Raw genomic sequence first — 26,218 nt, forward strand, 5'->3', positions numbered from 1 at the left:
GCGGTCAGAACCAGGACGGGAACCACATCCGCTGCAGCCACTCGGTGTGCGAGAGCGGCTGCCCGGTCAGCACCGGGTAGAAGAAGACGAAGGTCATCGCGACGACGGCGAGGTAGAGGCAGACCGCGGCCAGCCCCAGCTGACGGCGGAACGCGCTCGCCTCCCGGGGACCGATCACGTCCTGCAGCAGCAGGGTCACCGCGAGCACGAAGAACGGCACCGCGGGGGCTATGTAGAACAGGAACATCGTCCGGTCGAGGTTGACGAACCAGGTCAGCCAGCCGGCCGCGATGCCGGTGGCCGCGACCAGGGCGGCCGGGTCGCGCCGGGCGACGATCCGCCACAGCAGCCAGAGCATCGCGGGGACGAAGAGGAACCACAGCGGCGGCGTCCCGATCATGAGGATGTACCGGACCACCTGGCCGCCGTCGGCGTCGGTGAGCCCCTGCGGGTTCCACAGCAGGATCGGCCGGCCGGTGACCAGCCACGACCACGGGCCGGACTCCCAGGGGTGCGGGCTGGACAGGCCGTTGTGGAAGCGCAGCCACTCGCCGTGCATGTGCCACAGCGACCGGAGCGCGTCGGGGACCCACGGGACGGCGGTGTCCGGGTGCAGCGCGGCCCAGTGCCGGCCCTGCGCGTTCTCGCCGCGGAACCAGCCGGTGAAGCTGGCCAGGTAGGTGAGCACCGGGACCACGGCGAGCGCCCACGTCGCGCCGGGCAGTCCCCGCCGCAGCGCCACCGCGGTCGGCCGGGCCACCCCGGCCTCCCGCCACGCCGACCGGTCCCACCACAGCGACAGCACGGCGAACAGGGCGAGGAAGTAGACGCCGCTCCACTTGACCGCGCCGGCGCAGCCGAAGAGGACGCCGGCCGCGAGGCGCCACCCCCGGGGGCCGAGGGAGAAGCCGGTGGCGGTGACCCGGTCCGCGCCGTCCCGGATCCGCCGGCGCACCACGTCCCGGTCGACCGCCAGGCAGGCGACCGCGCCGACCACGAAGACCTGCAGGAAGACGTCGAGCAGGCCGATCCGGCCCAGGCTGAACGAGAACCCGTCCAACGCCAGCAGCAGGCCCGCGACCAGGCCGAGCAGGGTCGACCCGGTCAGCCGGCGGGCCAGCCGCACGAGGACGACGACGGCGAGGGTGCCGGCGATCGCGCTCGGCACCCGCCAGCCGAAGGAGTTGTAGCCGAACAGCTGCTCCCCGGCCGCGATGAGGATCTTCCCCAGCGGCGGGTGGACGATGAACGTGTAGCCGCGGTTGTACTCGTAGCCGAGCTCGAGGATCTCGTGCGCCTCGGGCGGGTAGTATGCCTCGTCGAACACCCGGTCGGCCGGGTAGCCGAGGTCCCAGAGCCGGGTGATGAACGTGGCCAGGCCGAGCACCGCGGTGAGCACCGCGGCCAGCAGGCGGTCGTGCGGCAGCGGCGGGACGACCTGCCGGCGGGGGCGCGGCAGCGGCGGGAACCGGCGCGGCCGGGGGTCCCCGGGAGCCTCGTCGAGCCGCTCCGGGGCCAGCACTGCCATGAGGCCAGGGTAGTGACCGGGCCCGCCCGCCCCCGGCGCTCGCCGGCCCGCGCCGGGCCCCTGCAGGCGTGCCTGCGGGAACCGGCGTGACAGGCTCGGCGCGTGCTCGGACGACTCGTGCTCGGCGGCGCCCCGCTCGGTCAGCCCGGCGACGTGGGCTCCCGGCTGCGGACGGCGATGGCCGAGGCCGACGTGCTCGCCGTCGAGGACACCCGGCGGCTGCACCGGCTGGCCTCCGACCTCGGGGTGACCTTCACCGGGCGGGTGGTGACCTTCCACGAGTCGGTGGAGAAGCAGCGGCTGCCCGGCCTGGTCGCCGCGCTGACCGAGGGGTCCACCGTCCTGCTGCTCACCGACGCCGGCATGCCCTCGGTGTCCGACCCGGGGTACACGCTGGTGCGGGCCGCGATCGAGGCCGGTGTCGAGGTCACCTCGGTGCCCGGGCCCTCCGCCGTCGTCACCGCGCTGGCGGTGTCCGGCCTGCCCTGCGACCGCTTCTGCTTCGAGGGCTTCCTGCCGCGCAGGGGGCGGCGCACCGCGCTGGCCTCGCTGGCCGGTGAGCGCCGCACGATGGTGTTCTTCGAGTCGCCGCACCGGCTGGCCGACGCGCTCACCGACCTCGCCGACGTCTTCGGCGACGACCGTGCCGCCGCGGTCTGCCGGGAGCTCACCAAGACCCACGAGGAGGTGCGCCGCGGATCGCTGGCGGAGCTCGCCGCGTGGGCGGCCGAGGGCGTCCGCGGGGAGATCACGCTGGTCGTGGCCGGCGCGACGCCCGGGCCGGTCACCCTCGGGCCGGCGGAGCTCGCCGCCGAGGTGGCCACGGAGGAGGCGGCCGGGGCCACCCGCAAGGACGCCATCCGCGCGGTGGTGGAGCGGACCGGCCTGCCGCGCCGGGTGGTCTACGACGCCGTCGTCGCCGCCAAGCCGTCCACCTGACGGGGTGCGCCGTTGTGCGCTGGTGGCTGCCTCGTGCGACTCGAGGCGACCATCAGCGCACAACGGTGGTGAGCGCGCCGGCGATGCGGGCGATGAGCTGGTCCGGCCGGTGCAGGTCGGCCGCGGTCACGAAGACCACGCGCCAGCCTGCCGCGGTGAGCCGGTTGAGCCGCTGCCGGTCGAGGACGAACTGCTTGGCGTCGGTGTGCCACAGCCCGTCGTACTCGACGGCCACCCGCTGCTCCGGCCAGCCGAAGTCCACCTTCGCCACGAACCGCCCACCGATCCGCACGCGGAACTGCGCCACGGGGGTCGGGAGGTCGCTGCGCCCGATGCGCAGCCGGAGTCGGGTCTCCTGCGGTGACTCGGCCTTGCCGTCAGCGAGTGCGCAGGCCCGGCGCGCCCTCCGGCACCCGGGGCCGAGGGCGGCGTCGGCCAGCCGGCGCACCACGGCCAGGTCCGCCCCGCCCACCACCACCAGCTGGTCGACGGCGGCCACGGCGGCGTCGAGGTCACGGCCGCCCGCCAGCTCCACCGCCGTCGCCTCCGGGCTGGTGACCCACATGCCCGCATGCCGGAGGACGTGCCGTTCCGCCAGGTCGGCGCGGCGCATGCGGATGCCCGCTGCGCGCACCGGAGGCGCGCCGGGGAAGGAGGAGAGCTCGACGTCGTCGTCCTGGCCGGCCAGCGGCACCCCCCACAGGACGGCGGCGCTGCGGCCGCTCACCACGGCGTGCGGGTGCAGCAGCGCTGCCGCGTGGATCCTCAGCTCGTGGGTGAGCTCGACGTCCTGGTGCGCGTAGACGTCGCGGAAGAGCCGCTGCCACGGGCTGCTGCGCAGTTGCGCGCGGGTCAGCAGCCCGCGGGAGATCGCCGCGGTGCCCCGGAAGGGGCGTCGACGCAGCTGGTCGGGCACGGCGGCCGGAACGGGCACCGGGCCACGGTGGCGGATCGGGCGCGAGTCGCGCCGGCGCCGTCCACAGCCCGCCGTTGTGCACTGATGGCTGCCTCGATCTCGGTGAGGCAGCCATCGGTGCACAACGGCGGCACGGCTTGGCTAGATCCAGCCGCTGCGCTTGAAGCCGGAGTACAGCCCGGCGCAGATCGCCAGCATCAGCAGCAGGCACAGCGGGTACCCGAAGCGCCAGGTCAGCTCCGGCATGTGCTCGAAGTTCATCCCGTAGATGCCGGCGATGAGGGTCGGCGTCGCAATCACCGCCGCCCAGGCGGAGATCTTCCGCATGTCCTCGTTCTGCGACACCGACGTCCGCGCCAGGGACGCCTGCAGGATGTTCGACAGCAGCTCGTCGAGCCCGGTCACCTGGTCGCGGGTGCGCAGCGCGTGGTCCTGCACGTCCCGGAAGTAGGAGCGCATCGCCTCGGGCACCAGTTCCAGCGGGCGCTCGGCGAGCGTCGCCAGCGGCAGCTCCAGCGGCCCCACGGCCCGGCGCAGCTGCATCAGCTCGCGCTTGAGCTGGTAGATCCGGCCGGTGTCGTCGGTGCGGGCCGTGCTGAACACCGAGACCTCGAGCTCCTCGACGTCGTCCTCCACGGCCTCCGCGACCTCGACGAAGTCGTCGACGACGTGGTCGGCGATCGCGTAGAGGACGGCGGCCGGCCCGAGGCACAGCAGCTCCGGCTGCTGCTCCAGCTCGCGCCGCAGGGCGGCCAGCTCGCCGTGGCTGCCGTGCCGGACGGTGATCAGGTGGTCCGGGCCGAGGAAGACCATGACCTCCCCGGTCATGACCACCTCGCTGGTGGCGGTCAGCTCCTCGTGCTCCACGTAGCGGGCGGTCTTGAGCACCATGAAGAGCTGGTCGTCGTAGCGCTCCAGCTTCGGCCGCTGGTGGGCGTAGACGGCGTCCTCCACGGCGAGCGGGTGCAGGCCGTAGTGCGCGGCGATCGCGGTGAGCTCGTCCTCGGTCGGCTCGTGGAGCCCCAGCCAGACGAAGCCGTCGCGCTCCCGGGCCACCTCCCGGGCACGGGCGGGGTCGACGTCCTGCCGCTCGCCGCCCACGTACACGGCGCAGTCCACGACCGGGTCGTCGCTCGCGCGGGTCCGGAGCGCCTCCCGCGGCGCGCTGGCCGGCCGGGGGCGGAGCGCCGGAGTCGGACCCGTGGGTGCGGCGGTCGTGCGGGTCGTGCGCTCGGTGTCGGGCACCGGGACCTCCTCCGTCGTGGTGGGCCGTCACCTGCCGGTGGTCCCGTCCGTCGCGCGCCGAGCGGGACGGCGGGACCCGTGGGACCCTGCCCTCAGCCCATGATCACCAGCCGGGCGGCGTCGCGCACGCCGACCGCTCGAGAGGGGGACCGCGTGGCCACGAACCGGGCGCGGGTCAAGAGCGTCGAGGAGTCGATCCGGGACACCGACGAACCGGGTCACCGGCTCAAGCGGCACCTGTCGGGCCTCGACCTCGCGGTGTTCGGGGTCGGGGTCATCATCGGCACGGGCATCTTCGTGCTGACCGGCGTCGTCGCACGGGACCAGTCCGGCCCCGCGGTGGCCCTGTCCTTCGTGATCGCCGGAGTGGTGTGCGGGCTCGCGGCGCTGTGCTACGCGGAGTTCGCCTCGACCGTCCCGGTCGCCGGGTCTGCCTACACCTTCTCCTACGCCACCTTCGGTGAGCTCATCGCCTGGATCATCGGCTGGGACCTCGTCCTGGAGATGGCGCTGGGCGCCGCGACGGTCGCGGTCGGCTGGTCGGGCTACCTCAACCAGCTGCTCGGCGACCTCGGGATCCCGCTGCCGGCCGCCATCGCCGGGGAGGAGGCGGTCTTCAACATCCCGGCGGTCTTCGTCGTCGCGCTCATGACCACCGTGCTGATCCTCGGCATCAAGTTCTCCTCCCGCGTGACGTCGGTCATCGTGGCGATCAAGATCGCCATCGTGCTGCTGGTCATCGCGGTCGGCGTCTTCTTCGTCGAGGCCGCCAACTACACCCCGTTCGTGCCGCCGGCCCAGCCGGCGGAGGCGGGTGCCAGCGGCTGGGACGCTCCGCTGATCCAAACGCTCTTCGGCTTCAGCCCGGGCACGTTCGGCTGGGGCGGGGTGATAACCGGCGCCTCGATCGTCTTCTTCGCCTTCATCGGCTTCGACATCGTGGCCACCGCGGCCGAGGAGACCAAGCACCCGGCCAAGGACATGCCGCGGGGCATCATCGGCTCGCTGGCCATCTGCACCGCGCTCTACGTCGCCGTGTCCCTCGTCGTCGTCGGCATGCAGCCCTACACCGAGCTGAGCGCGACCGCGCCGCTGGCCGAGGCGTTCTCCAGCGTCGGGCTGCCGATCTTCGCCGGGATCATCTCCCTCGGCGCGCTGACCGGGCTGACATCGGTGGTCATGATCCTCCTGCTCGGCCAGTCGCGGGTGCTGTTCGCGATGAGCCGGGACCGCCTGCTGCCGCCCGCTCTCGCCGAGGTGCACCCCCGCTACGGGACCCCCTACAAGATCACGATCTTCACCGGGGTCTTCGTCGCGGTGCTCGCCGCCGTGGTGCCGTTGGAGGAGCTCGCGTCGCTGGTCAACATCGGCACGCTGTTCGCGTTCCTGCTGGTGTCGATCGGCGTCGTCATCCTGCGGCGCACCCGACCCGACCTGCCCCGCGCCTTCCGGGTCCCGCTGATGCCCGTCCTGCCGATCGTCTCCGCGATCGCCTGCCTGTGGCTGATGGCGAACCTGCCGATCGAGACCTGGGTGCGCTTCGTGATCTGGATGGTGCTCGGCGTCGCCATCTACTACCTCTACGGACGGCGGCGCTCCCGCTTCTCGCCGCACGGGGCCGCCGAGCGCGAGCAGGCCGGGCAGACGCCCGGCGGGGCCAGGTGACCGTGGCGCCTCACCCCTGGGGGTGAGGCGCCGCCGCCGCCCCCTGCGGCACCGACCGCCGGCACCCGACCTGATCGGTGACACCCGTCACTGGCCAGGGAGATCACCGTGCCGAGCACCACCCCCGACGTCGTCGCGCCGACCCCGAGCCCGGCCACCCCACCGCGGATGCCGGCTCCGGTCCTCGCGGTCGCCGGGCTCTCCGTCGTCGAGGCGCTCGGGCTGCTCGCCGTCGGGCTGACCGGGCTGGACGGCGTCCTCGGCACGGCGATCCGGCCCTCCGGCTGGCTGGTCGCGGGGACGCTGCTGGTGCTGGCGAGCTGGGTCGTGGCCTGCGCCGGCGGCGGGGCCTCGCTGCTCGACGGTGCCGGCCGCGGGCTGCTGGTCGGGGTCGCCGGCGCGGAGATCGCGCTCGTCGTCGTCCTCTTCGCCGCGGGTCTGGCCGGGGCGCAGGTCGGGGGGGTGCCGGCCGGGGTCCCGCTGCCCGCGCTCGCCCTGCTGGCCCTCGCCGTCCCCACCGGCAAGCTGCTGCTCGCCGGAGCGCCGTCGGCGTCGGCCTGGCTGGCGGCCGGCGGCCGTCCCCGCCCCCCGCGGCCGGCTCCGGGCGCTCAGCACCGGGTGCTGCGCGGGATCACCGTGGCCTGCATCGGCCTGGTGCTGGCCGGGGTCGCCGTCGTCGGCGCGCCCGCGGACCCCGTGGCCCCGAGCACGGCCGCGGTCACCGACGCCCCCTGACTAGTCTCGTGCCGTGAGTGATCGGCACATCCTGACCGCCGTCGCGTGGCCCTACGCCAACGGCCCGCGGCACATCGGCCACGTCTCCGGCTTCGGCGTCCCCTCCGACGTGTTCAGCCGGTTCCACCGGATGAGCGGCGACAAGGTGCTGATGGTCAGCGGCACCGACGAGCACGGGACGCCGATCACGGTCGCCGCCGACGCCGAGGGCGTGACGCCCCGGGAGATCGCCGACCGGAACAACCGCGTCATCGTCGACGACCTGGCCAGCCTCGGGCTGAGCTACGACCTGTTCACCCGGACGACGACGGTCAACCACGCCGCGGTGAGCCAGGAGATCTTCCTGGGCCTGCTCAAGAACGGCTACGTCTTCCCGCAGACGACGCTGGGCGCGATCAGCCCGTCCACCGGGCGCACCCTGCCCGACCGCTACATCGAGGGCACCTGCCCGATCTGCGGCTACGACGGTGCCCGCGGCGACCAGTGCGACAACTGCGGCAACCAGCTCGACCCGACCGACCTGATCAACCCGGTCAGCCGGATCAACGGCGAGAAGCCCGAGTTCGTCGAGAGCGAGCACTACTTCCTCGACCTGCCCGCCTTCACCCGGACGCTCGGCGACTGGCTGGCCAGCCGGGACAGCTGGCGGCCCAACGTGCACAACTTCGCGGTCAACCTGCTCGACGACCTGAAGCCGCGCAGCTACACCCGGGACATCGACTGGGGCGTGCCCATCCCGCTCGACGGCTGGCGGGACCGGCCGGACAAGCGCATCTACGTGTGGTTCGACGCCGTGGTGGGCTACCTGTCCGCGTCGATCGAGTGGGCCCGCCGCTCCGGGGACCCGGAGGCGTGGCGGCAGTGGTGGCAGTCGCCGGACTCCGACGCCTACTACTTCATGGGCAAGGACAACATCGTCTTCCACGCCGAGATCTGGCCGGCGCAGCTGCAGGGCTACAACGGCGAGGGGGACAAGGGCGGCACGCCGGGCTCCTACGGCCGGCTGAACCTGCCGACCGAGGTGGTCTCCAGCGAGTTCCTGACCATGGAGGGGCGCAAGTTCTCCTCCTCCCGCCAGGTGGTCATCTACGTCAAGGACTTCCTGGCCCGCTACGACGCCGACGCGCTGCGGTACTTCATCGCCGTCGCCGGCCCGGAGAACCAGGACACCGACTTCACCTGGGCGGAGTTCCGCCGTCGCAACAACGACGAGCTGGTCGCCGGCTGGGGCAACCTGGTCAACCGCTCGGTGTCGATGGCCGCCAAGAACGTCGGCGCCGTCCCGACCCCGGGCGAGCTGACCGACGCCGACCGCGCGCTCCTGGACAGCACCCGCGCCGCGTTCGGGACGATCGGCGACCTGCTGGGCCGCAACCGGCAGAAGGCCGCCGCGACCGAGGCGATGCGGATCGTCGGCGAGGCGAACAAGTACCTGTCCGACCAGGCGCCGTGGAAGCTCAAGGAGGACCCGGCCCGCCGGGACACCGTGCTGCACACCGCGCTGCAGGCCATCAAGGACTGCAACACGCTGCTCACGCCGTTCCTCCCGCACTCGGCGCAGCAGGTGCACGAGCTGCTCGGCGGGACGGGCGTGTGGTCGCCCCAGCCGCGGGTCGTCGAGACCGAGGACCTGGACGACGGCTCGCCCTACCCGATCATCACCGGGGACTACGACGAGGGGCAGGCGGTCTGGGGCCCCACCCCGCTGCCGCCCTCGGGCACCCCGCTCGCCCCGCCGAAGCCGGTCTTCACCAAGCTCGACGAGTCGGTGGTGGAGGAGGAGCTGGCGCGGCTGGAGCAGGGCGGCCACTCGTGACGGCCATGTTGGCCAAGATGGCCGCTCGGGAGGGGGCGTGAGCCGGTCGGCGGGCTCCCGGGCCAACCGCCGCGGCGAGCTGCCGCCGTCCCCGGAGCCGCTGCCGTCCCCGGCGGTCGACAGCCACACGCACTTCGACATCGCCGTCGGCGGGGAGGACCGGGCACCCGCCGACGCGGAGGTGGACGAGGCGATCGACGCGGCGGTCGCGGTCGGGGTCCCGCGGCTGGTGCAGGTCGGGGTGGACGTCGCCTCGTCGCAGTGGTCCGCCGCGCTCGCCGCCCGCCGTCCCGAGGTGCTGGCCGCCGTCGCCCTGCACCCGAACGAGGCCGGCGCCGGGGCGGCCACCGACGACGCGCTGGCCGAGATCGACCGGCTCGCGGCGCTGCCACGGGTGCGCGCGGTGGGGGAGACCGGCCTGGACCGGTACCGCACCGGCGCGGACGGCTGGGCGGCGCAGGAGGCGTCCTTCCGGGCGCACATCGACATCGCGAAGCGGCACGGCGTCGCGCTGGTGATCCACGACCGGGACGCGCACGACGAGGTGCTCCGGGTGCTCGAGGACGAGGGCGCCCCCCAGCACACCGTGCTGCACTGCTTCTCCGGGGACGCCGGGTTCGCCCGCCGGTGCATCGAGCGGGGCTACGTGCTGTCCTTCGCCGGGACGCTGACCTTCGCCAACGCCGGCTCCCTGCGGGAGGCGGCCGCGCTCGCCCCGCTGGACCAGCTGCTGGTGGAGACCGACGCGCCCTTCCTCACCCCGGTGCCGTACCGGGGCCGGCCCAACGCGGCCCGGCTGGTGCCGCACGCCGTCCGCGCCCTGGCCGACGTGACCGGCACCGACCTCGGGCAGCTGTGCGCCGCGCTGACCGCCACCGCGGAACGGGTCTTCGGCCGCTGGTGACGGGACCCCTCCGCAGGGGCCGTGGACCCGGCAGCGCACGCAGTCAGCCAAGAGGGGGACACTGAGCGCGTGGGCCGCCTCATCGCCGTCGTACTCTTCATCGCCCTCATGGCGCCCGCCGCGCTGCTGGTCCGCGGATGGGTGCTCGCCGCCGACCGTCGCGCGGTCGCCACCGCGGCCGTCGAGTTCGTCCCCGCCAGCCCCGGCGCGGCCGCCTACCTGACCCGGCAGGCGACCCACGCCCGGCGGGTGCGCCGGCTCGGCTGGCTGGCCGGCGTGGCCGCCGTGATCACCACCGTGGTGCTGTTCGCCGAGGCCTCGGTCTTCCTGTGGGTCCCGGCGCTCGCCGTCGGCCTGCTGGCCGGCGTGCTGATCGCCGAGGCCACCCGGCCCCGGCCGCGCTGGGCGGTCACGTCCCCCGCGCGGCGCCAGTCCCGGCGGGACCAGATCTCGCTGTGGCTGCTGTGGACCATGCGGGCCGCCGTCGCCGGGGTGGTGCTGGCCGCCGTCCTGCTGGCCGACGACCTGGGGACCGCCGTCACCGCGACCGCCGTGGCCCTGCCGGTGGCCGGCTGGCTGATCGCCGAGGTCGCGCTGCTGCGGATCCTGGTCCGGCCGCTGCCGGCCGAGGGCGCCGACGTCCCGATCGACGAGGCCCAGCGGACCTGGACCGCGCACCTGGTCGTGGCCGCGGCGAGCGTGCTCGCCCTCCTGCCGCTGGGCGCCCTGCTGCTCCGCGCGGCGATCGGCCTGGACGACCGGGTGTCCTCCGACGGCAGCGGGCTGCTGCCCGTCGCCCTGGTCGCCGGCGGGTTCTCCGCCCTGGCGGCGGGGCTGGCGGTCGCGGCGTTCCTGCTCACCTGGCTGCGGCCGCTGCGGCAGAACTCCCCGGCCCTGGCCTGAGGAGGCCGCCCGGTACCCACCCGGGCGCAGGTCACCCCGTGGGCATCGTCACTCCTGTCCCAGGACATGACAGGCGCCACAGCGGCGTGTGCATCACCGAAAGTGTCGGCGTGGCTGCGGAGAGCTGAGTCGACATGTTGGTTTCCTGTGGTCGCACCGTTGGCTTCCGTCAGGTGTTCGTTATCGTGTCGTGACCGATCAGCCGGGGTGGGGAACACCCAGGCGCTCCGCAGGGCCCGTCCGACGGGCCCGGGAGACCGTCGGGCCGCACGGCGACGAGCACCCGCCTCGGGTGGGGTGCGCTGGCTGCTGCCCGCGTTCCCCTGCCCGGGCCCCGTGACCCGTGGATGTGTCGTGCGCCGAACGCTGAAGCTCAGTCTCTTCGTCCTGGTCCTGCTGGGCCTGGTGGGTGGCTCCGCCGCCTACTTCCTCGCCCAGAAGACCGTGACCCTCACCGTCGACGGTCAGGCCCGCGAGGTCGACACCTACGCCGACACCGCGGGTGAGGTGCTCGCCGACGAGGGGTTGGACCCGGCGTCGCACGACGTCGTCCTGCCCGGCCTCGACAGCGTGGTCGGTGACGGCGACACGATCGTCCTCAACCGGGCCCGTCCGCTCGCGCTCACCGTCGACGGCGTGCGCACCGACCTCTACACGACCGCGCTGTCGGTCGACGGCCTGCTCGACGAGCTCGGCTACCGCGCCGAGGACCTCGTCCTGTCCGCGAGCCGCGCCGAGCGTCTCCCGCTGGACGGGATGGACCTGGCGATCACCACGAGCAAGGACGTCACGCTCGTCGCCGACGGCCAGCAGCGGGTGGTCACCACGACCGCCGCCACCGCCGGCGACCTGCTGGCCGAGCAGGGGATCGCGCTGTCGGAGACCGACCGCACCTCCCTCTACCCGGCCCAGCCGCTGCTGGACCAGATGGTCCTGCAGGTCACCCGGGTGCAGGTCGCCGACGTCCCCGAGGTTCAGTCCGTGGACTACCGGACCGTCGAGACCCCGGACCCGAACGCCTTCGTCGGCACCCGCACGGTCACCCAGAAGGGCGTCGAGGGCGAGCAGACCGTCACCTGGCGGATCACGGTCACCGACGGCGTCGAGACCGGCCGCGAGCAGGTCGGCACCGCCGTCACCACGCCGCCGGTCGAGGAGCACGTCACGGTCGGCACCAAGGAGAAGCCCGCGGCCCCCGCCGCCGTCGTGTCCGCCGACGGGCTCAACTGGGCGGCGCTGGCGAAGTGCGAGTCCGGTGGGCGGCCGGACGCGGTCAGTGCCAGCGGCACGTACCGCGGCATGTACCAGTTCTCCCGGTCGACGTGGGCCGCCGTCGGCGGGTCCGGTGACCCGGCCGCCGCCTCGGCCGACGAGCAGACGATGCGGGCGCAGATGCTGTACGCGCGTTCCGGTGCCGGCCAGTGGCCGCACTGCGGCTCCCGCCTGTTCGGCTGAGGCGCGCGCTGAGCAGCACTCCCGAGCAGCCGGACGGACTGCTGGGCCCGGCCACGATCCGTGAGCTGGCCCAGCAGCTCGACCTGCGGCCGACCAAGACCCTCGGCCAGAACTTCCTGCACGACGCCAACACCATCCGGCGGATCGTGCGGACCGCCGACCTGTCGCCGGACGACGTCGTCCTGGAGGTGGGTCCGGGCCTGGGCTCGCTGACCCTCGGGCTGCTGCCGGCTTCGGCGCACACCACCGCCGTGGAGATCGACCCGCGGCTGGCCGACCAGCTGCCGCGGACGGTGGCCGACCGGCTGCCGCACCTGGCTGACCGGCTGAGCGTGGTCACCGCGGACGCGCTGCGGGTGACCGACCTCCCCGGGCCCCCGCCGACCGCGCTCGTCGCGAACCTGCCCTACAACGTCGCGGTCCCGGTGCTGCTGCACCTGCTGGAGCTGCTGCCCACCCTGCGCACCGCGCTGGTGCTGGTGCAGGCCGAGGTGGCCGACCGCCTGGCGGCCGGCCCGGGGACGGCGGCCTACGGGGTGCCCAGCGTGAAGGCGGCCTGGTACGGGGCGGTCCGCCGGGCCGGCAACGTCCCGCGTCCGGTGTTCTGGCCGGTGCCCAACGTGGACTCCGGCCTGGTGGCGCTCACCCGCCGTCCGCCGCCGCCGGGCGACCGGGCGGCCACCTTCGCCGCCGTCGACGCCGCGTTCGCGACCCGCCGCAAGGGCCTGCGAGCCGCGCTGGCCCGCTGGGCCGGCAGCCCCGCCGCGGCCGAGCAGCGGCTGCGGGCCGCGGGCATCGAGCCGACCACCCGCGGTGAGCAGCTGTCGGTGGAGGAGTTCGCCCGGCTGGCCGCCACCGACCCGGTGCCGCCGGGACCTCACTGACCTGCCCCGTCGGCGTGGCAGGGTGAGCCGGTGAGCAACGCGACGTCCGGCGGACCCGGCCGCATCGCCGGCAACGGCGCGGTCACCGCCCGTGCCCCGGCGAAGGTCAACGTCCACCTCGGGGTGGGGCCGCTGCGCGCCGACGGCTTCCACGAGCTGCAGACGGTGTTCCTGGCCGTCTCGCTGTTCGACACCGTCACGGTGCGGCCGGGGGACGGGCTGTCCCTCACCGTCCGCGGCGAGGGCGCCGCCTCCGGCCGGGGGCCGGCCAGCGTGCCCAGCGACCGGCGCAACCTGGTGTGGCAGGCCGCCGAGCTGCTGGCCCGGCACGCGGGCGTCCGCGCCGACGCCGGCCTGGAGGTCGACAAGTCCATCCCCGCCGCCGCCGGGCTGGCCGGTGGCAGCGCCGACGCCGCGGCCACCCTGGTCGCGCTGGACGCGCTGTGGAACACCCACGCCACCCGTGGCGACCTGGCGACGCTGGCCGCCCAGCTCGGCAGCGACGTGCCCTTCAGCCTGCTCGGCGGGGTGGCCCTGGGCACCGGCCGCGGCGAGCAGCTCTCGCCCGTCCTGGCCCGCCGCCGGTGGGACTGGGCGCTCGGCATCGCCGGTGAGGGCCTGTCGACGCCGACGGTCTACGCCGAGCTCGACAGCCTGCGGGCAACCGGGACGCTGCCGGCCGGGGACGCCGCCGCGCCGACCGAGCCGGTGATCACGGCGCTGCGCAGCGGGCCGCCCGCCGCGCTGGCCGCGGCGCTGAGCAACGACCTGCAGGCTCCGGCGCTGCGGTTGCGGCCGGACCTCCGCCGGGCGCTGCGGGCGGCCACCGACGCCGGCGCGCGCGCCGCGCTGATCAGCGGATCGGGTCCGACGGTCGCCGCGCTGGCCGACGACGAGCAGTCCGCGGTGCGGCTGGCCGCGGAGCTGGCCGGAGCCGGGGTGTTCCGCACCGTGCGCGCCGTGCACGGCCCGGTGCCCGGCGCCCGCCTCGTCGGCTGATGGAAGGACCCTCCTGCCCCCGCCACTCGCCAGCTCGCGGCGGGCCCGTGCAGGAGGGCCGGATCCTCAGTCGCCGGAGGCCGGCCCCGGCCGGTCGACCGGTGCCGGCTCGGGCTCCAGGTGCGCCAGCCCGTTGTAGGCGAGGTTGACCAGGTGCGCGGCCACCTGGTCCTTCCCCGGTGAGCGGCTGTCCAGCCACCACTGCCCGGTCAGGGCCACCATGCCCACCAGGGCCTGGCTGTACAGCTCGGCCAGCCGGGGGTCGTAGCCGCGCCGCCGGAAGTGGTCGCCCAGGAGGTGCTCGACCTTGCTGGCGACCTCGCTGATCAGCGAGTTGAAGCCACCCGCGGTGCCGGTCGCGGGGGAGTCCCGGACCAGCACCTGGAAGCCGTCCGTCTCCTCCTCGATGTAGTCCAGCAGCACCAGCGCGGCACGCTCGAGCAGCTCCCGCGGGTGCCCGCCGATCGAGAACGCGGAGGTGAAGCGCTCCAGGAGGCGCTGCATCTCCCGGTCGACGACGACGGCGTAGAGCCCCTCCTTGCCCCCGAAGTGCTCGTAGACGACCGGCTTGGAGACGTCGGCGCGGGCCGCGATCTCCTCGATCGAGGTGGCCTCGTACCCGCGCTCGGCGAACAGCTCGCGGCCGACGTCGAGCAGCTGCTGCCGCCGTTGCGCGCCGGTCATCCGCACGCGGGGCCGGGCGGGGGCCGCGGGAGCGTCGCGGGCCGGGGTCCCCGAGGTGGTCACATGCCCATCGTGCCCGGGGCGGCACCGCCGGGGCGCCACCGGGAGTGTCCCGCCCGGCGGTGCGCCCTAGGCTCAGGACCGCAGGCGCGCTCGCGCGGCGGGCCGGCGATGGGGGATGGGGTAATCGGCAGCCCGCCGGCCTTTGGAGCCGGGAAGTCTCGGTTCGAGTCCGAGTCCCCCAGCCACGTCCGCACCGAACAGTCGCCGCGAGGAGTCCCGTGACCCAGCAGAACCCGACCACCACCGTGGACGCCGTCGTCGTCCTCGCCGCCGGCCAGGGCACCCGGATGCGCTCGCGCACCCCCAAGGTGCTGCACCAGCTGGGCGGGCGGTCGATGCTCGGGCACGTGCTGGCCGCGGCCGAGCCGCTCGGCGCCGGGCAGACCGTCGTCGTCGTCGGGTCCGGCCGGGAGTCCGTGGCCGAGCACCTGGCGCAGGTCGCCCCGCACGCCCGGCCGGTCGTGCAGGAGGAGCAGCGCGGGTCCGGTCACGCGGCGGCCGTCGCGCTCGACGCGCTCGGCCCGGTCGCCGGAGCGGTGCTCATCGTCAACGGCGACGCGCCGCTGCTGCGCGGGCAGACCCTCGCCGCCCTGGTCGGCGCGCACACCGACGCGGGCAACGTGCTTACCGTGCTGACCGCCGAGGTCGACGACCCGACCGGCCTGGGCCGGATCGTCCGGGACGACGCGGGGGCGGTCCGCGCGATCGTCGAGGAGAAGGACGCCGACCCCGCGCAGCGCGCCGTCCGCGAGGTCAACGCCGGGGTCTACGTCGGCGACGCCGCCGCCGTCCGCGAGGCGCTCACCCGGGTCGGGTCGGGCAACCAGCAGGGGGAGCAGTACCTCACCGACGTCCTCGGTCTCCTCGTCGCCGACGGCGCACGGGTCGGCGGGCACCGGGCCGAGGACGCCGAGGACACCCTGGGCTGCAACGACCAGCGCGAGCTCGCCGCCCGCCGTCGCACGATGAACGACCGGGTCCTCGACGACCTGATGCGCGCCGGCGTCGTCGTCGTCGACCCCCGGACGACCTGGGTCGACGTCACCGCGGAGGTCACCGGCGAGGCCGTGCTGCACCCGGGCACCCAGCTGCTCGGCGCCACGGCGGTCGCGGCGGGCGCCGTCGTCGGCCCGGACAGCACGCTGCTGGACTGCGAGGTGGGGGAGGGCGCCTCCGTCGTCCGGTCGCACTGCCAGCTCGCCGTCATCGGTGCCGCGGCGACCGTCGGCCCGTTCAGCTACCTGCGGCCGGGCACCCGGCTGGCGCGCGGCGCGAAGGTCGGGGCGTTCGTCGAGACCAAGAACGTCGAGGTCGGCGAGGACTCCAAGGTGCCCCACCTGTCCTACGTCGGTGACGCCACCATCGGCCGCGGCTCGAACGTGGGCGCGGCGACCGTGTTCGTCAACTACGACGGCGTGGCGAAGCACCACACCACGGTCGGCGACCACGTGCGGATCGGCTCCGACACGATGCTGGTGGCGCCGGTCACGGTGGGCGACGGCGCGTACACCGCGGCCGGCTCGGTCATCACCAAGGACGTCCCCCCGGGGTCCATGGCCGTGGCCCGGGCCACACAGCGCAATGTGGGAGGCTGGGTGGGTCGCCGGCGTCCGGGTACGCCCGCGGCCGAGGCCGCCGCAGCGGCGGAGCGAGCAGCAGCAGCACGGGACGCGGGCGGGGAGCAGTCCTCGGTCACCGCACCGGGTGCCGACCAGTAGGGGCGGGCAGATGAGCGCCATCCGGCAGACCACCAACAAGAGCCTGATGCTCTTCACCGGGCGCGCGTACCCGGAGCTGACCACGGAGATCGGCGGCCACCTCGGCGTCACCCCCACCCCCACCGCCTCGTACGAGTTCGCCAACGGCGAGCTCTTCGTGCGGTTCGAGGAGTCGGTGCGCGGCTGCGACGCCTTCGTGGTGCAGAGCCACACCGCGCCGATCAACACCTGGCTGATGGAGCAGTTGCTCATGGTCGACGCGCTCAAGCGCGCCTCGGCCAAACGGATCACCGTCGTCGCGCCGTTCTTCCCCTACGCCCGGCAGGACAAGAAGCACCGCGGGCGCGAGCCCATCTCCGCCCGGCTGGTCGCCGACATGTTCAAGACCGCCGGCGCGGACCGGCTGATGGCCGTCGACCTGCACACCGCGCAGATCCAGGGCTTCTTCGACGGGCCCGTCGACCACCTCTTCGCGATGGACGTCCTGGTGGCGGAGGTCAAGCGCAAGTGGGGTGACCGCGACCTGACGGTCGTCTCCCCGGACTCCGGTCGCGTCCGGGTGTCCGAACGGTGGAGCGACAAGCTGGGTGGCACGCCGCTGGCCTTCATCCACAAGACCCGCGACATCACCCGTCCCAACGAGGTCGTGGCCAACCGCGTCGTCGGTGAGGTCAAGGACCGGGTCTGCATCCTCGTCGACGACATGATCGACACCGGCGGCACGATCACCAAGGCCGCCGAGACGCTGTTCGCCGAGGGGGCGGCCGACGTCGTCATCGCCGCGACCCACGGTGTGCTCTCCGGCCCGGCGGTCGACCGGCTGAAGAACAGCCGCGTCAGCGACGTCATCGTCACCAACACGCTGCCGATCGAGCCCGAGCGGCACTTCGACAAGCTCACCGTGCTCTCCATCGCCCCGCTGCTCGCCAAGGCGATCAAGGCGGTCTTCGAGGACGGCTCGGTCACCAGCCTCTTCGACGGGGCTTCGTAACTGGTCGGCCTACCGGCCTCCACCGCGGCCAGGTGCCGTTCCCGACCGGCGTCGAGCCGTTGCCCGCGCACCCGCCGGGGAGCCTCCGGCCCCCGCGACGGGCTCGCGGACGGACCCACCCGCGGTCCCGGGCGGGAGCCTGCGGCCCCGCGCCCGACACCTCGGACGCCCTTCCGGGCGATGGGCCCGGCATTCCCTCCGCTGGTGGCGTTGCTCCGTTGCCGGCTCCCGGACGTCGGGGTCCGGGGCTCGTGTAATCTGGCTCCTGTTGCCCGGCGAGGGAGGCAGCATGTGCTGCTCTCCGTGATCGACGTGCGTGTGCTCCTGACGGTGTGCTGCGCGCCGAGTGCCGGCCCCCGAACCTCAGATCTAGGAGCACACCACCGTGGCCGACTTCCGCCTCGTCGCCGAGCCCCGCACCGAGTTCGGCAAGGGCAGCGCCCGCCGGACCCGTCGTGCGGGCCGCATCCCCGCCGTCCTGTACGGGCACGGCCAGGACGTCGTCCACCTGTCGCTGCCGGCCCGCGAGTTCGCCGCGGTGCTGCGCAACGGCGGCAACAACGCCCTGATCACCGTCGTCCTCGACGGCACCGAGCAGCTCGCGCTGGCCAAGGCCGTGCAGCGCGACCCGCTGACCCGCGTGCACGAGCACGTCGACCTGCTGCTGGTCCGCCGTGGCGAGAAGACCACCGTCGAGGTGCCGGTCGTCGTCGTCGGTGAGCCCGGGGTGGACGCCATCGCCAACCACCAGCTGAACACCATCTCGCTCGAGGCCGACGCCACGAACCTGCCGGAGTCCATCGAGGTCGACGTCACCGGCCGCACCGCGGGCAACCACATCACCGCCGGCGACCTGACGCTGCCGGCCGGCGCCACGCTGGTCACCGACCCGGAGGCGCTCGTGATCGGCTTCCTGGGCGCGCCGACGGCCGAGCAGCTCGAGGCGGAGCTGGAGGAGGCCGAGGCCGAGGCCGGCATCGAGCGCGAGGCGTCCGACGCCGATGGGGACGTCGTCCCCGAGCCGCAGGACCAGGGCAGCGGCGAGTCGATGGACTCGGCCGAGAAGTCCGCCGACAACTGACCGACAGCCCGACCCGCAGGGGCGCCGGCACCGCCGGCGCCCCTGCGGCGTCTCCTGCGCCCGTGTCCGAGGGGCCGTTCCTCGTCGTCGGCCTGGGCAACCCCGGGCCCGGCTACGCCGGCAACCGGCACAACGTCGGCGCGATGGTGCTGGCCGAGCTGGCGGCCCGCGCCGGGGTGAAGCTGTCCGCCGGCAAGGGCCCGCGGGCCCGGGCGCTGTCCGGTGAGGGGCGGCTCGCGGGCCGCCGCGTCGTGCTGGCCCAGCCGCTGACCTACATGAACGAGTCGGGCGGACCGGTGCGCGGGCTGCTGGACTACCACCACCTCCCCGTCGCCGACCTGGTGGTCCTGCACGACGAGCTGGACATCCCCTTCGAGGCCGTCCGGCTCAAGCGCGGCGGGGGAGAGGGTGGCCACAACGGCCTGCGTTCGATCAGCCGGACCACCGGCACCAAGGACTACCTGCGCGTGCGGGTCGGCATCGGCCGCCCGCCCGGACGTCAGGACCCGGCCGACTTCGTGCTCAAGGACTTCTCCGCCACCGAGCGGAAGACCCTCGACCTGCTGGTCGGCGAGGCGGCCGACGCCACCGAGCTGCTGCTCGCGCAGGGGCTCGAGGCGGCGCAGAACGTCGTCCACCCGCGGAGTTGACCGGGGTCCCACCCGTGGGTGATCGGACCTCCCCATCGGGTGAAGCGAACCGGCAGCCGCTTGAGGAATGCCGTGACCGAGCGTGATCGTTGTTCCGAGCCGTCGAGGTCCCGCTGCTCAGCCCGCCCCACCACCGCGTGCGGGTGGACGCCGGGACCTGCCGGCAGCGGACATGGAGAACTGATGAGGGGGGACGCGCCGTGCTGGACACCGCTGGCGCTTCTGTCGTACTGCCTTCGGGGGCGGGTCCGGGCGAGCCGGCCGGCGCCGATCCGGTCCGGCGGAGCGGAACGGCGTGGACCCGGCGCTTCGTCGCCGCTCTGGTCGCGCTCGAGACGATCGCCGCTGCCCTGGCCGGGGTCGCGGTCCTCGCCACCCGGGACGGCCAGTCCAGCGTGGCGACGCCCGTCCTCATCGCGGCCTGCCTGACGCTGGTGCCGCTGTGGCCGGCGCTGCTCGCCGCCACCGGGGCCTACGCCGAGCGGGTCATCGGCGCCGGCAGCGACGAGTTCCGCCGCGTCGTGCGGGCCGGTGTCGTGGTGCTCGCGCTGTTCAGCTTCGTGTCCTACGCCGCGGAGCTGGAGCTGAGCCGCTTCTTCGTCGTCTTCGGCATCCCCGGCCTGGTGCTCACCACCCTCGGCGTCCGCGTCGCCGCGCGTTCCGCGCTGCGGGCGCTGCGCCGCAGGGGGCACTGCCAGAAGCGGGTCGTCGTGGTCGGACGCGGCGGCGCGGTGCTGGGCCTGGTCGACCGGCTGCAGACCGAGCAGCCCGCCGGGCTGCAGGTCGTCGCCACCTGTGTCACCGAGCCAGACCGGGTCCGCGTCGGGGAGATCACCGGCCTGCCGGTCGGCGGGCTGGACGGCGTCCTGGACATGGCCCGCCGCGTCGGTGCGGACACCATCGCGGTGACCTCCTCCAGCGAGACGGCGGCGCAGTACCTCCGCGAGCTGTCCTGGGAGCTGGAGGGCTCCGGCCTGGAGCTCCTGGTGGCGCCCGGGCTGATCGAGGTGGCCGGTCCGCGGCTGCACATCCGGCCGTTCGAGGGCCTGCCGCTGCTCTCGGTCGAGGAGCCGCACTTCGAGGGCTGGCGGCGGGTCGTCAAGGGCGGTTTCGACCGCCTCGCGGCGGCCGGCGCCCTCCTCGTCCTCTCGCCGGTGCTGCTGGGCATCGCGCTCGCCGTCCGGCTCGACAGCCCCGGCCCGGTCCTCTACCGCCAGGAGCGCGTGGGGCTGAACGGCAAGCACTTCACGATGCTCAAGTTCCGCAGCATGGTCGTGGACGCCGAGCAGCGGCTGGCCGCGATCCAGGACGCCAACATCTCCGACGGCCTGCTGTTCAAGATGCGGCAGGACCCGCGCGTCACCCGGGTCGGCCGGGTGCTGCGCCGGCTGTCGCTGGACGAGCTCCCGCAGCTGGTGAACGTGCTCAACGGCACGATGTCGCTGGTCGGTCCGCGGCCTCCGCTGCCGCGTGAGGTCGCCCAGTACGAGCGCTCGGTGAGCCGCCGGCTGCTGGTGAAGCCGGGGCTGACGGGGCTGTGGCAGATCTCCGGCCGCAGCGACCTGCCCTGGGAGGAGGCCGTGCGGCTGGACCTGCGGTACGTGGAGAACTGGTCGCTGGCGCTGGACCTGTCGATCCTCCGCAAGACCGTCTCCGCCGTGCTGGCGTCCCGCGGCGCGTACTGATCCCACCGTCCCCGGGGCGGCGTCGGCGAACTGCCGGCGCCGCCCCGTCGTCGTCCTCGCCCCGTTGCCGGCGCGACGCCGGTATCGTCCCGCCGCGATCCGACCGGGGAAGGGGCGTGGGGTGCTCGTCAGGCTGGGTGCGGGGGTGGCGGCGGCGGTGCTCGCCGGGACGGCGCTGGGGGCGGCCTCCCGCCTGCTCATGGCGCTCGTGGCTCTCGCGTCGGGCGGGCCGAGCTCCTTCACCGTCAGCGGGACCTTCTCCATCGTGCTGATCTACGTGCTGGCGATGGTCCCCGGCGGGGCGGTGGCCGGGCTCACCACGCACCGGGCGCGCTGGCTGCTGCCCGTGGCCGGGGCCCTGTTCCTGTGCGTGCCCGCCGTCGGCGTGGCCGGCGCGGAGATCGGCGCGACCACCGGGTTCGGCCCCGCGCAGTGGCTGGGTGTGGGCGCCGGCACCGCCGCCGTCTTCGTCACCATCGCCCTGGTCCCGGTGGTCACCGTCCGGCTGGCCGACCGGTGGCTGGGCCGCCGGGGTGCCGTCGACTCGCCGGCCTCGACCGGCTCACCGGCGGCTGCCGCCCGCTGACCCGGCGCCGCGTCACCTGATCGCACGCTCCTCGTCCGCATCGCGCGCGCTGCAGCACGAGCAGTGCGGACCCAACGCGTGCAATGGGGCTCAGCCGAGGCGGATGGTCCCCCGTCCGCGCGACGAACGGCGGACACGGTCCGAGCGTGAGGTCCGCTCGGAGCGCGTCCGACGCCATCACGAGGCGAGCGGGGCCTCCCAGGACGACGCCAGGCGTAGGCGGCCGCTCGTCCGCCGGGGCCGTCACCGGGCGGTGCGCTATCGGTGCGCTTCAGCACCGGCCCTGGTTGCACGCTCCTCGTCCGCATCGCACGTGCTGCAGCACGAGCAGTGCGGGGGCAACGCGTGCGGTGCGCCGCCCTCGGCGAGCACCCGGCACACGAGCGGGGCCCGCCCCCCGTCCCCGCCGGAGGGCGGGAACGGGGAGCGGGCCCCGGGGGTGTGGATCGTGCGTCAGGCGGCCGGGCGGAGGGCGCGGAGCCAGCCGCCGGCGGCGGTGGCCTTGGGCAGGGTCCAGGTGGCGGTGCCGCTGGGCCCGGCGGTGGGCTGGGTCTTGGCGGCGTGCTGGGTGGTCTGCCCGCCGCTGATCTCGGCGGTCTCGGTCCAGCCGGTCGGGGCGGTGACCCCGGCCGAGCCGCTGTCCATGCCGATCCCGCCGATGAGCACCGCACCGTCGGTGGTGGTGGTGACGCCGGGCAGGGTGATCTTGGTGGTGGCGTAGGTCTTGTCGACCAGGGTGGTGGCCGCGGTGTCGAAGACGGTGCCGGTGTCCACGCCGGAGTAGGCGGTGGTCAGCGCGCCCCACTTCTGGGCCGCCGACAGCTGCCATGCGTAGTTCGCCGGCTCGGCCGCGGGGTCGGTGACCACGTGGGAGTAGACGAACAGCCGGGCGCCGCCGATGGAGACCGGTGCGGTGAGCGCCGAGGTCCAGCCGGTGGGCACGGTGCTCAGGGTGGGTGCGTTGTCGGCGGTGATCTGGGTGATCAGCACGTCCCCGGCGCTCAGGCCGGCCGGGCGGGCGATGGTGACGCCCTGGACGGCGGTGGCCGAGACCGCGGTGGTCGACGCCCCGGTGGTGATCCCGGCGCCGGCCGGCGGGGTGGTGGGCGGCGTGGTCGCGGCGGTGACCGTGACGGTCTGCCGGGCCGGGGTGCTGCTGCCGGTGGCGTTGGTCGCGGTCAGGGTCACCTGATAGGTGCCGGCGGCGGTGTAGGTGTGCGACGGGTGCTGTGCGCTGCTCGTCGTGCCGTCACCGAGGTCCCAGGCCCACGCCGTCGGGTTGCCGGTGGAGGCGTCGGTGAACTGGACCGGCAGCGGTGCCTGCCCGGTGGTCACCGACGGGGTGAACGCCGCCGTCGGCGCCGACGGGGTCGGCGTGCCCGGACCCGGGTCCACCGGGACCGGCGTGGTGCCGCCACCGGGTGCCGGGCGGAGGGCGCGGAGCCAGCCGCCGGCGGCGGTGGCCTTGGGCAGGGTCCAGGTGGCGGTGCCGCTGGGCCCGGCGGTGGGCTGGGTCTTGGCGGCGTGCTGGGTGGTCTGCCCGCCGCTGATCTCGGCGGTCTCGGTCCAGCCGGTCGGGGCGGTGACCCCGGCCGAGCCGCTGTCCATGCCGATCCCGCCGATGAGCACCGCACCGTCGGTGGTGGTGGTGACGCCGGGCAGGGTGATCTTGGTGGTGGCGTAGGTCTTGTCGACCAGGGTGGTGGCCGCGGTGTCGAAGACGGTGCCGGTGTCCACGCCGGAGTAGGCGGTGGTCAGCGCGCCCCACTTCTGGGCCGCCGACAGCTGCCATGCGTAGTTCGCCGGCTCGGCCGCGGGGTCGGTGACCACGTGGGAGTAGACGAACAGCCGGGCGCCGCCGATGGAGACCGGTGCGGTGAGCGCCGAGGTCCAGCCGGTGGGCACGGTGCTCAGGGTGGGTGCGTTGTCGGCGGTGATCTGGGTGATCAGCACGTCCCCGGCGCTCAGGCCGGCCGGGCGGGCGATGGTGACGCCCTGGACGGCGGTGGCCGAGACCGCGGTGGTCGACGCCCCGGTGGTGATCCCGGCGCCGGCCGGCGGGGTGGTGGGCGGCGTGGTCGCGGCGGTGACCGTGACGGTCTGCCGGGCCGGGGTGCTGCTGCCGGTGGCGTTGGTCGCGGTCAGGGTCACCTGATAGGTGCCGGCGGCGGTGTAGGTGTGCGACGGGTGCTGTGCGCTGCTCGTCGTGCCGTCACCGAGGTCCCAGGCCCACGCCGTCGGGTTGCCGGTGGAGGCGTCGGTGAACTGGACCGGCAGCGGTGCCTGCCCGGTGGTCACCGACGGGGTGAACGCCGCCGTCGGCGCCACCGCGGCCGGGGTCGCGGTGATGGTCCCCGTCACCGTGGCGCCCGTGCCCGCGCGGTTGCCGGCGACGAGCGACACGGTGTACGTGCCCGCGGTGCTGTAGGTGTGCGTCGGGTGCTGTTGGTTGGACGAGGTGCCGTCACCGAAGTCCCACGTCCACGAGGTCGGGGACTCCGTGGAGGTGTCGGTGAACTGCACCGGCAGCGGCACCTGGCCGGTGGTGGCCGACGAGGTGAACGACGACGTCGGCGCGGCGACGGGCGCGGCCCCCGCGAGCGGCTTCAGCGCACGGATCCAACCGGCCGCGGCGGTCGCCTTGCTCAGCGTCCAGGAGACGTCGCCGGTCGGGCCGGCGGTGCCGGTCTGGCGGTGCGCCAGCTCGGACACCTGGGCGCCACTGCTCTCCCACGCCTCGGCCCAGCCGGCCGGCGCGGTGACCGCGTTCGCGATGTTGTCCAGACCCAGGCCGCCGATCAGCATCGCGCCGTCGGTGACCGTCGTGGTGCCCGGGACGGTCAGGGTCGTGCTCGCGTAGCTGAGGTCGACCTTGGTGCGGGCGGCCGTGTCGAACGGCGCGGCAGGATCCACCCCCGAGAAGGCGGTCATGCCCGCGCCCCACTTCTGCGCCGCGGACAGCTGCCAGGTGGTGCTCGCCGGCTCGGCCGCCGGGTCGGTGACCACGTGGGAGTAGACGAAGACCCGGGCGGCGCCGGCGCTCAGCGGTGCAGTGAGGACGGCGGTCCACCCGCTCGGCACGGTGGCCATGGTGGGGTTGTTGTCGGCGGTGACCTGTGCGACGAGCACGTCACCGGCCCGGACGCCGGCCGGGTGCGGGATCGTCACCTCGGTCACCGCGGTGAGGCTCAGAGCGGTGCTGGAGGCGCCCGCCGAGATCGCCCCGGAGGGGGTCGGCGCCGCGGTCACGGTCACCGTCTGCGAGAACGGGGCACTGGCGCCCGCGGCGTTGCTCGCCGTGAGGGTCACCGTGTACGTGCCGGGCGCGGTGTAGGTGTGCGTGGGGTTCTGCGTGGTGGACGTCGTGCCGTCGCCGAAGTCCCAGGCCCAGGACTTCGCACCGCCGGTCGAGGTGTCACCGAACTGCACCGGCAGGGGAGCGGTGCCGCTGGCCGGCGACGCGGTGAAGCTCGCCGTGGGGGCCACCACGGGTGCCCCGGTGAGCGGGATGTCGGCGTGCCAGTACCGCTGCGTGGTCTTCTCGCTGGCCAGGACCACCAGGCCGGTGGCGGCGGAGACGCTCTGCTTGGTGGAGGTGACGTCGTTCATCGTGGGGTTGGCCACGTCGCGGATCACCGGGGTGCCGCGGCCGGCGGCGAAGACCGGGTCGGCCATCGAGGCCGTCTTGTCGTAGATCGTCCCCGGCACGCCCGGGTAGGCGCAGGAGCCGCTGGTCGGCGCGGTGGCGAGGACGTGCACGGACTGGTGCTCCTCGTCGAGCATCAGCAGCGGCCGGGTGTGGCAGTCCGCCAGGGTGCCCACGGTCGAGGCGGACCACGAGCCGGTGCCGGGCTTGAAGCTGAGCAGGCGCAGCTGCGGGTCCGTGGGGAGGGATCCCGCGGCGCCGTCCAGGCTGGTCTTCACCACGGCGAAGACCCGGCCGGACGCGTCGGACTGGACCGCCTTGATGTTGAGGTGGTCGTCGGCGGCCTTGTTGCCCCGGATCGCCGAGCTGCCGCGCCAGGTGTCGCGCGCCGCACCGTCGTTGTGGACCGCCCAGTAGACGCTGCCGTCGAGCTGGTTGCTCCAGAGGATGCCGATCTTGTTCGCGCCGAAGGCGACGACGCTGGAGATGTCGTCCTGCGTCACGGCTGCGCCGGGGACCGGCAGCACGAAGGGGGTGCCCCAGGTGGCGTCGCTGCCCACCGTGTTGTTCGCGTAGACCGCGCTGCTGAACCCGCCGGAGTCGTTGGCGGTGACCTTGGTCCAGGTCGCCCAGAGGGTGCCGGTGCTGTCCTTGTCGAGCGTCAGGGACTCGCTCGAGTGGTCGTTGATGGCGACCGGGAACCCGGCGTCGAGCGTGTACGTGCCGCCGGAGGAGCTGTAGCGGTACAGCCGGGCGGGGCTGTTGGACCGTGAGGCGCTGCCGCCGGTGTCGCTGGAGATGGTCACCACGTGCGACGCGACGTACAGGTGGGTGCCGTCCCAGAGCACGTCGGCGAGGGTGTCGCGCCGGTCGTCGACCTGCACGCCGGTGTCGGTCCACTTCTGGGTCGACCGGTCCAGCCGGAAGACGTGCCAGGTCTTGGAGACGGTGTCGAACATGACCCCGTACCAGGAGCCGTGGGCGTGCCAGAGCTTGCTCTGCGGCTTGTCCGAGGTCGGCACGTACGTCGCGCCGCTGTAGGACGGGCCCTGGTGGCCGTGGTCGCCGGTCGCAGCCGAGGCCGCTCCGGCTCCCACGACCGCACCTCCGGCCAGGAGGGTCACG

The 26,218-nt window shown here is 74.3% G+C and carries 20 protein-coding genes and 1 tRNA gene; 16 read left to right on the forward strand and 5 right to left on the reverse strand.

Annotation, left to right across the window (positions count from 1 at the left end; all coding sequences use genetic code 11):
• Positions 1-4: 4 nt before the first annotated feature.
• A complete protein-coding gene (locus HL189_RS00565) occupies positions 5-1,528 on the reverse strand; it encodes a dolichyl-phosphate-mannose--protein mannosyltransferase (RefSeq protein WP_369131747.1) in 1,524 nt (507 codons plus the stop codon).
• A 102-nt stretch (positions 1,529-1,630) separates the two neighbouring features.
• Between HL189_RS00565 and rsmI the strand changes: the two genes are divergently transcribed.
• Positions 1,631-2,467 carry a 16S rRNA (cytidine(1402)-2'-O)-methyltransferase gene (rsmI, locus tag HL189_RS00570; protein WP_369131748.1) on the forward strand — a complete coding sequence of 279 codons (837 nt, stop codon included), beginning with the start codon at positions 1,631-1,633 and terminating at the stop codon, positions 2,465-2,467.
• 52 nt (positions 2,468-2,519) lie between these two features.
• Here rsmI and HL189_RS00575 read toward each other — a convergent pair whose 3' ends face one another.
• Both HL189_RS00575 and corA read right to left on the reverse strand, forming a co-directional pair.
• Complete coding sequence (locus HL189_RS00575) at positions 2,520-3,401, reverse strand: hypothetical protein (protein WP_369131749.1); 882 nt, start codon at positions 3,399-3,401, stop codon at positions 2,520-2,522.
• Between the two features lie 123 nt (positions 3,402-3,524).
• Positions 3,525-4,628, reverse strand: coding sequence for a magnesium/cobalt transporter CorA (corA, locus tag HL189_RS00580; protein ID WP_369131750.1), 1,104 nt, complete (start codon positions 4,626-4,628; stop codon positions 3,525-3,527).
• Between the two features lie 153 nt (positions 4,629-4,781).
• Between corA and HL189_RS00585 the strand changes: the two genes are divergently transcribed.
• The 8 genes from HL189_RS00585 to HL189_RS00620 all read left to right on the forward strand — a co-directional run bounded on the left by HL189_RS00585 (position 4,782) and on the right by HL189_RS00620 (position 13,989).
• On the forward strand, positions 4,782-6,293 hold the full coding sequence (locus tag HL189_RS00585; RefSeq protein WP_369131751.1) for an amino acid permease: 1,512 nt from the start codon (positions 4,782-4,784) through the stop codon (positions 6,291-6,293).
• Between the two features lie 108 nt (positions 6,294-6,401).
• Entirely contained in the window at positions 6,402-7,028 is a 627-nt protein-coding gene (locus HL189_RS00590) for a hypothetical protein (RefSeq protein ID WP_369131752.1), read from the forward strand.
• 13 nt (positions 7,029-7,041) lie between these two features.
• Entirely contained in the window at positions 7,042-8,844 is a 1,803-nt protein-coding gene (gene metG / locus HL189_RS00595) for a methionine--tRNA ligase (protein WP_369131753.1), read from the forward strand.
• Between the two features lie 37 nt (positions 8,845-8,881).
• Entirely contained in the window at positions 8,882-9,748 is an 867-nt protein-coding gene (locus HL189_RS00600) for a TatD family hydrolase (protein ID WP_369131754.1), read from the forward strand.
• Positions 9,749-9,817: 69 nt separating this feature from the next.
• Positions 9,818-10,651 carry a hypothetical protein gene (locus tag HL189_RS00605; protein WP_369131755.1) on the forward strand — a complete coding sequence of 278 codons (834 nt, stop codon included), beginning with the start codon at positions 9,818-9,820 and terminating at the stop codon, positions 10,649-10,651.
• 354 nt (positions 10,652-11,005) lie between these two features.
• The gene (locus HL189_RS00610) at positions 11,006-12,106 is read left to right on the forward strand and encodes a ubiquitin-like domain-containing protein (RefSeq protein WP_369131756.1); all 1,101 of its coding nucleotides are present in this window, start codon (positions 11,006-11,008) and stop codon (positions 12,104-12,106) included.
• On the forward strand, positions 12,073-12,990 hold the full coding sequence (rsmA, locus tag HL189_RS00615; protein ID WP_369131757.1) for a 16S rRNA (adenine(1518)-N(6)/adenine(1519)-N(6))-dimethyltransferase RsmA: 918 nt from the start codon (positions 12,073-12,075) through the stop codon (positions 12,988-12,990). Before HL189_RS00610 ends, rsmA begins: the two co-directional genes overlap by 34 nt.
• Before the next feature lie 30 nt (positions 12,991-13,020).
• Positions 13,021-13,989 carry a 4-(cytidine 5'-diphospho)-2-C-methyl-D-erythritol kinase gene (locus HL189_RS00620; RefSeq protein ID WP_369131758.1) on the forward strand — a complete coding sequence of 323 codons (969 nt, stop codon included), beginning with the start codon at positions 13,021-13,023 and terminating at the stop codon, positions 13,987-13,989.
• 66 nt (positions 13,990-14,055) lie between these two features.
• Here the strand turns inward: HL189_RS00620 and HL189_RS00625 are convergent, their stop codons facing one another.
• The gene (locus HL189_RS00625) at positions 14,056-14,736 is read right to left on the reverse strand and encodes a TetR family transcriptional regulator (protein ID WP_369131759.1); all 681 of its coding nucleotides are present in this window, start codon (positions 14,734-14,736) and stop codon (positions 14,056-14,058) included.
• Positions 14,737-14,845: 109 nt separating this feature from the next.
• Between HL189_RS00625 and HL189_RS00630 the strand changes: the two genes are divergently transcribed.
• The 7 genes from HL189_RS00630 (at position 14,846) to HL189_RS00660 (ending at position 21,447) form a co-directional block, all read left to right on the forward strand.
• A tRNA-Gln gene (locus HL189_RS00630) sits at positions 14,846-14,921 on the forward strand.
• Between the two features lie 33 nt (positions 14,922-14,954).
• On the forward strand, positions 14,955-16,454 hold the full coding sequence (gene glmU, locus HL189_RS00635) for a bifunctional UDP-N-acetylglucosamine diphosphorylase/glucosamine-1-phosphate N-acetyltransferase GlmU (RefSeq protein WP_369131760.1): 1,500 nt from the start codon (positions 14,955-14,957) through the stop codon (positions 16,452-16,454).
• A gap of 10 nt (positions 16,455-16,464) precedes the next feature.
• Positions 16,465-17,445, forward strand: a complete 981-nt coding sequence (locus HL189_RS00640) for a ribose-phosphate diphosphokinase (RefSeq protein WP_369131761.1) — start codon at positions 16,465-16,467, stop codon at positions 17,443-17,445.
• Between the two features lie 385 nt (positions 17,446-17,830).
• Positions 17,831-18,526, forward strand: a complete 696-nt coding sequence (locus tag HL189_RS00645) for a 50S ribosomal protein L25/general stress protein Ctc (RefSeq protein ID WP_369131762.1) — start codon at positions 17,831-17,833, stop codon at positions 18,524-18,526.
• Between the two features lie 62 nt (positions 18,527-18,588).
• Positions 18,589-19,176: an aminoacyl-tRNA hydrolase gene (gene pth, locus HL189_RS00650; protein ID WP_369131763.1), complete on the forward strand. Its 588-nt coding sequence runs from the start codon at positions 18,589-18,591 to the stop codon at positions 19,174-19,176.
• 200 nt (positions 19,177-19,376) lie between these two features.
• Positions 19,377-20,861: a sugar transferase gene (locus HL189_RS00655; protein WP_369131764.1), complete on the forward strand. Its 1,485-nt coding sequence runs from the start codon at positions 19,377-19,379 to the stop codon at positions 20,859-20,861.
• 121 nt (positions 20,862-20,982) lie between these two features.
• On the forward strand, positions 20,983-21,447 hold the full coding sequence (locus tag HL189_RS00660; protein WP_369131765.1) for a hypothetical protein: 465 nt from the start codon (positions 20,983-20,985) through the stop codon (positions 21,445-21,447).
• Positions 21,448-21,900: 453 nt separating this feature from the next.
• Here HL189_RS00660 and HL189_RS00665 read toward each other — a convergent pair whose 3' ends face one another.
• Positions 21,901-26,190 (reverse strand): PKD domain-containing protein, encoded by a 4,290-nt coding sequence (locus HL189_RS00665; protein ID WP_369131766.1) that lies wholly within the window; start codon positions 26,188-26,190, stop codon positions 21,901-21,903.
• Between the last annotated feature and the right edge of the window lie 28 nt (positions 26,191-26,218).

The organism is Modestobacter sp. I12A-02662 (genome assembly GCF_041028325.1).
GTDB lineage: Bacteria > Actinomycetota > Actinomycetes > Mycobacteriales > Geodermatophilaceae > Modestobacter.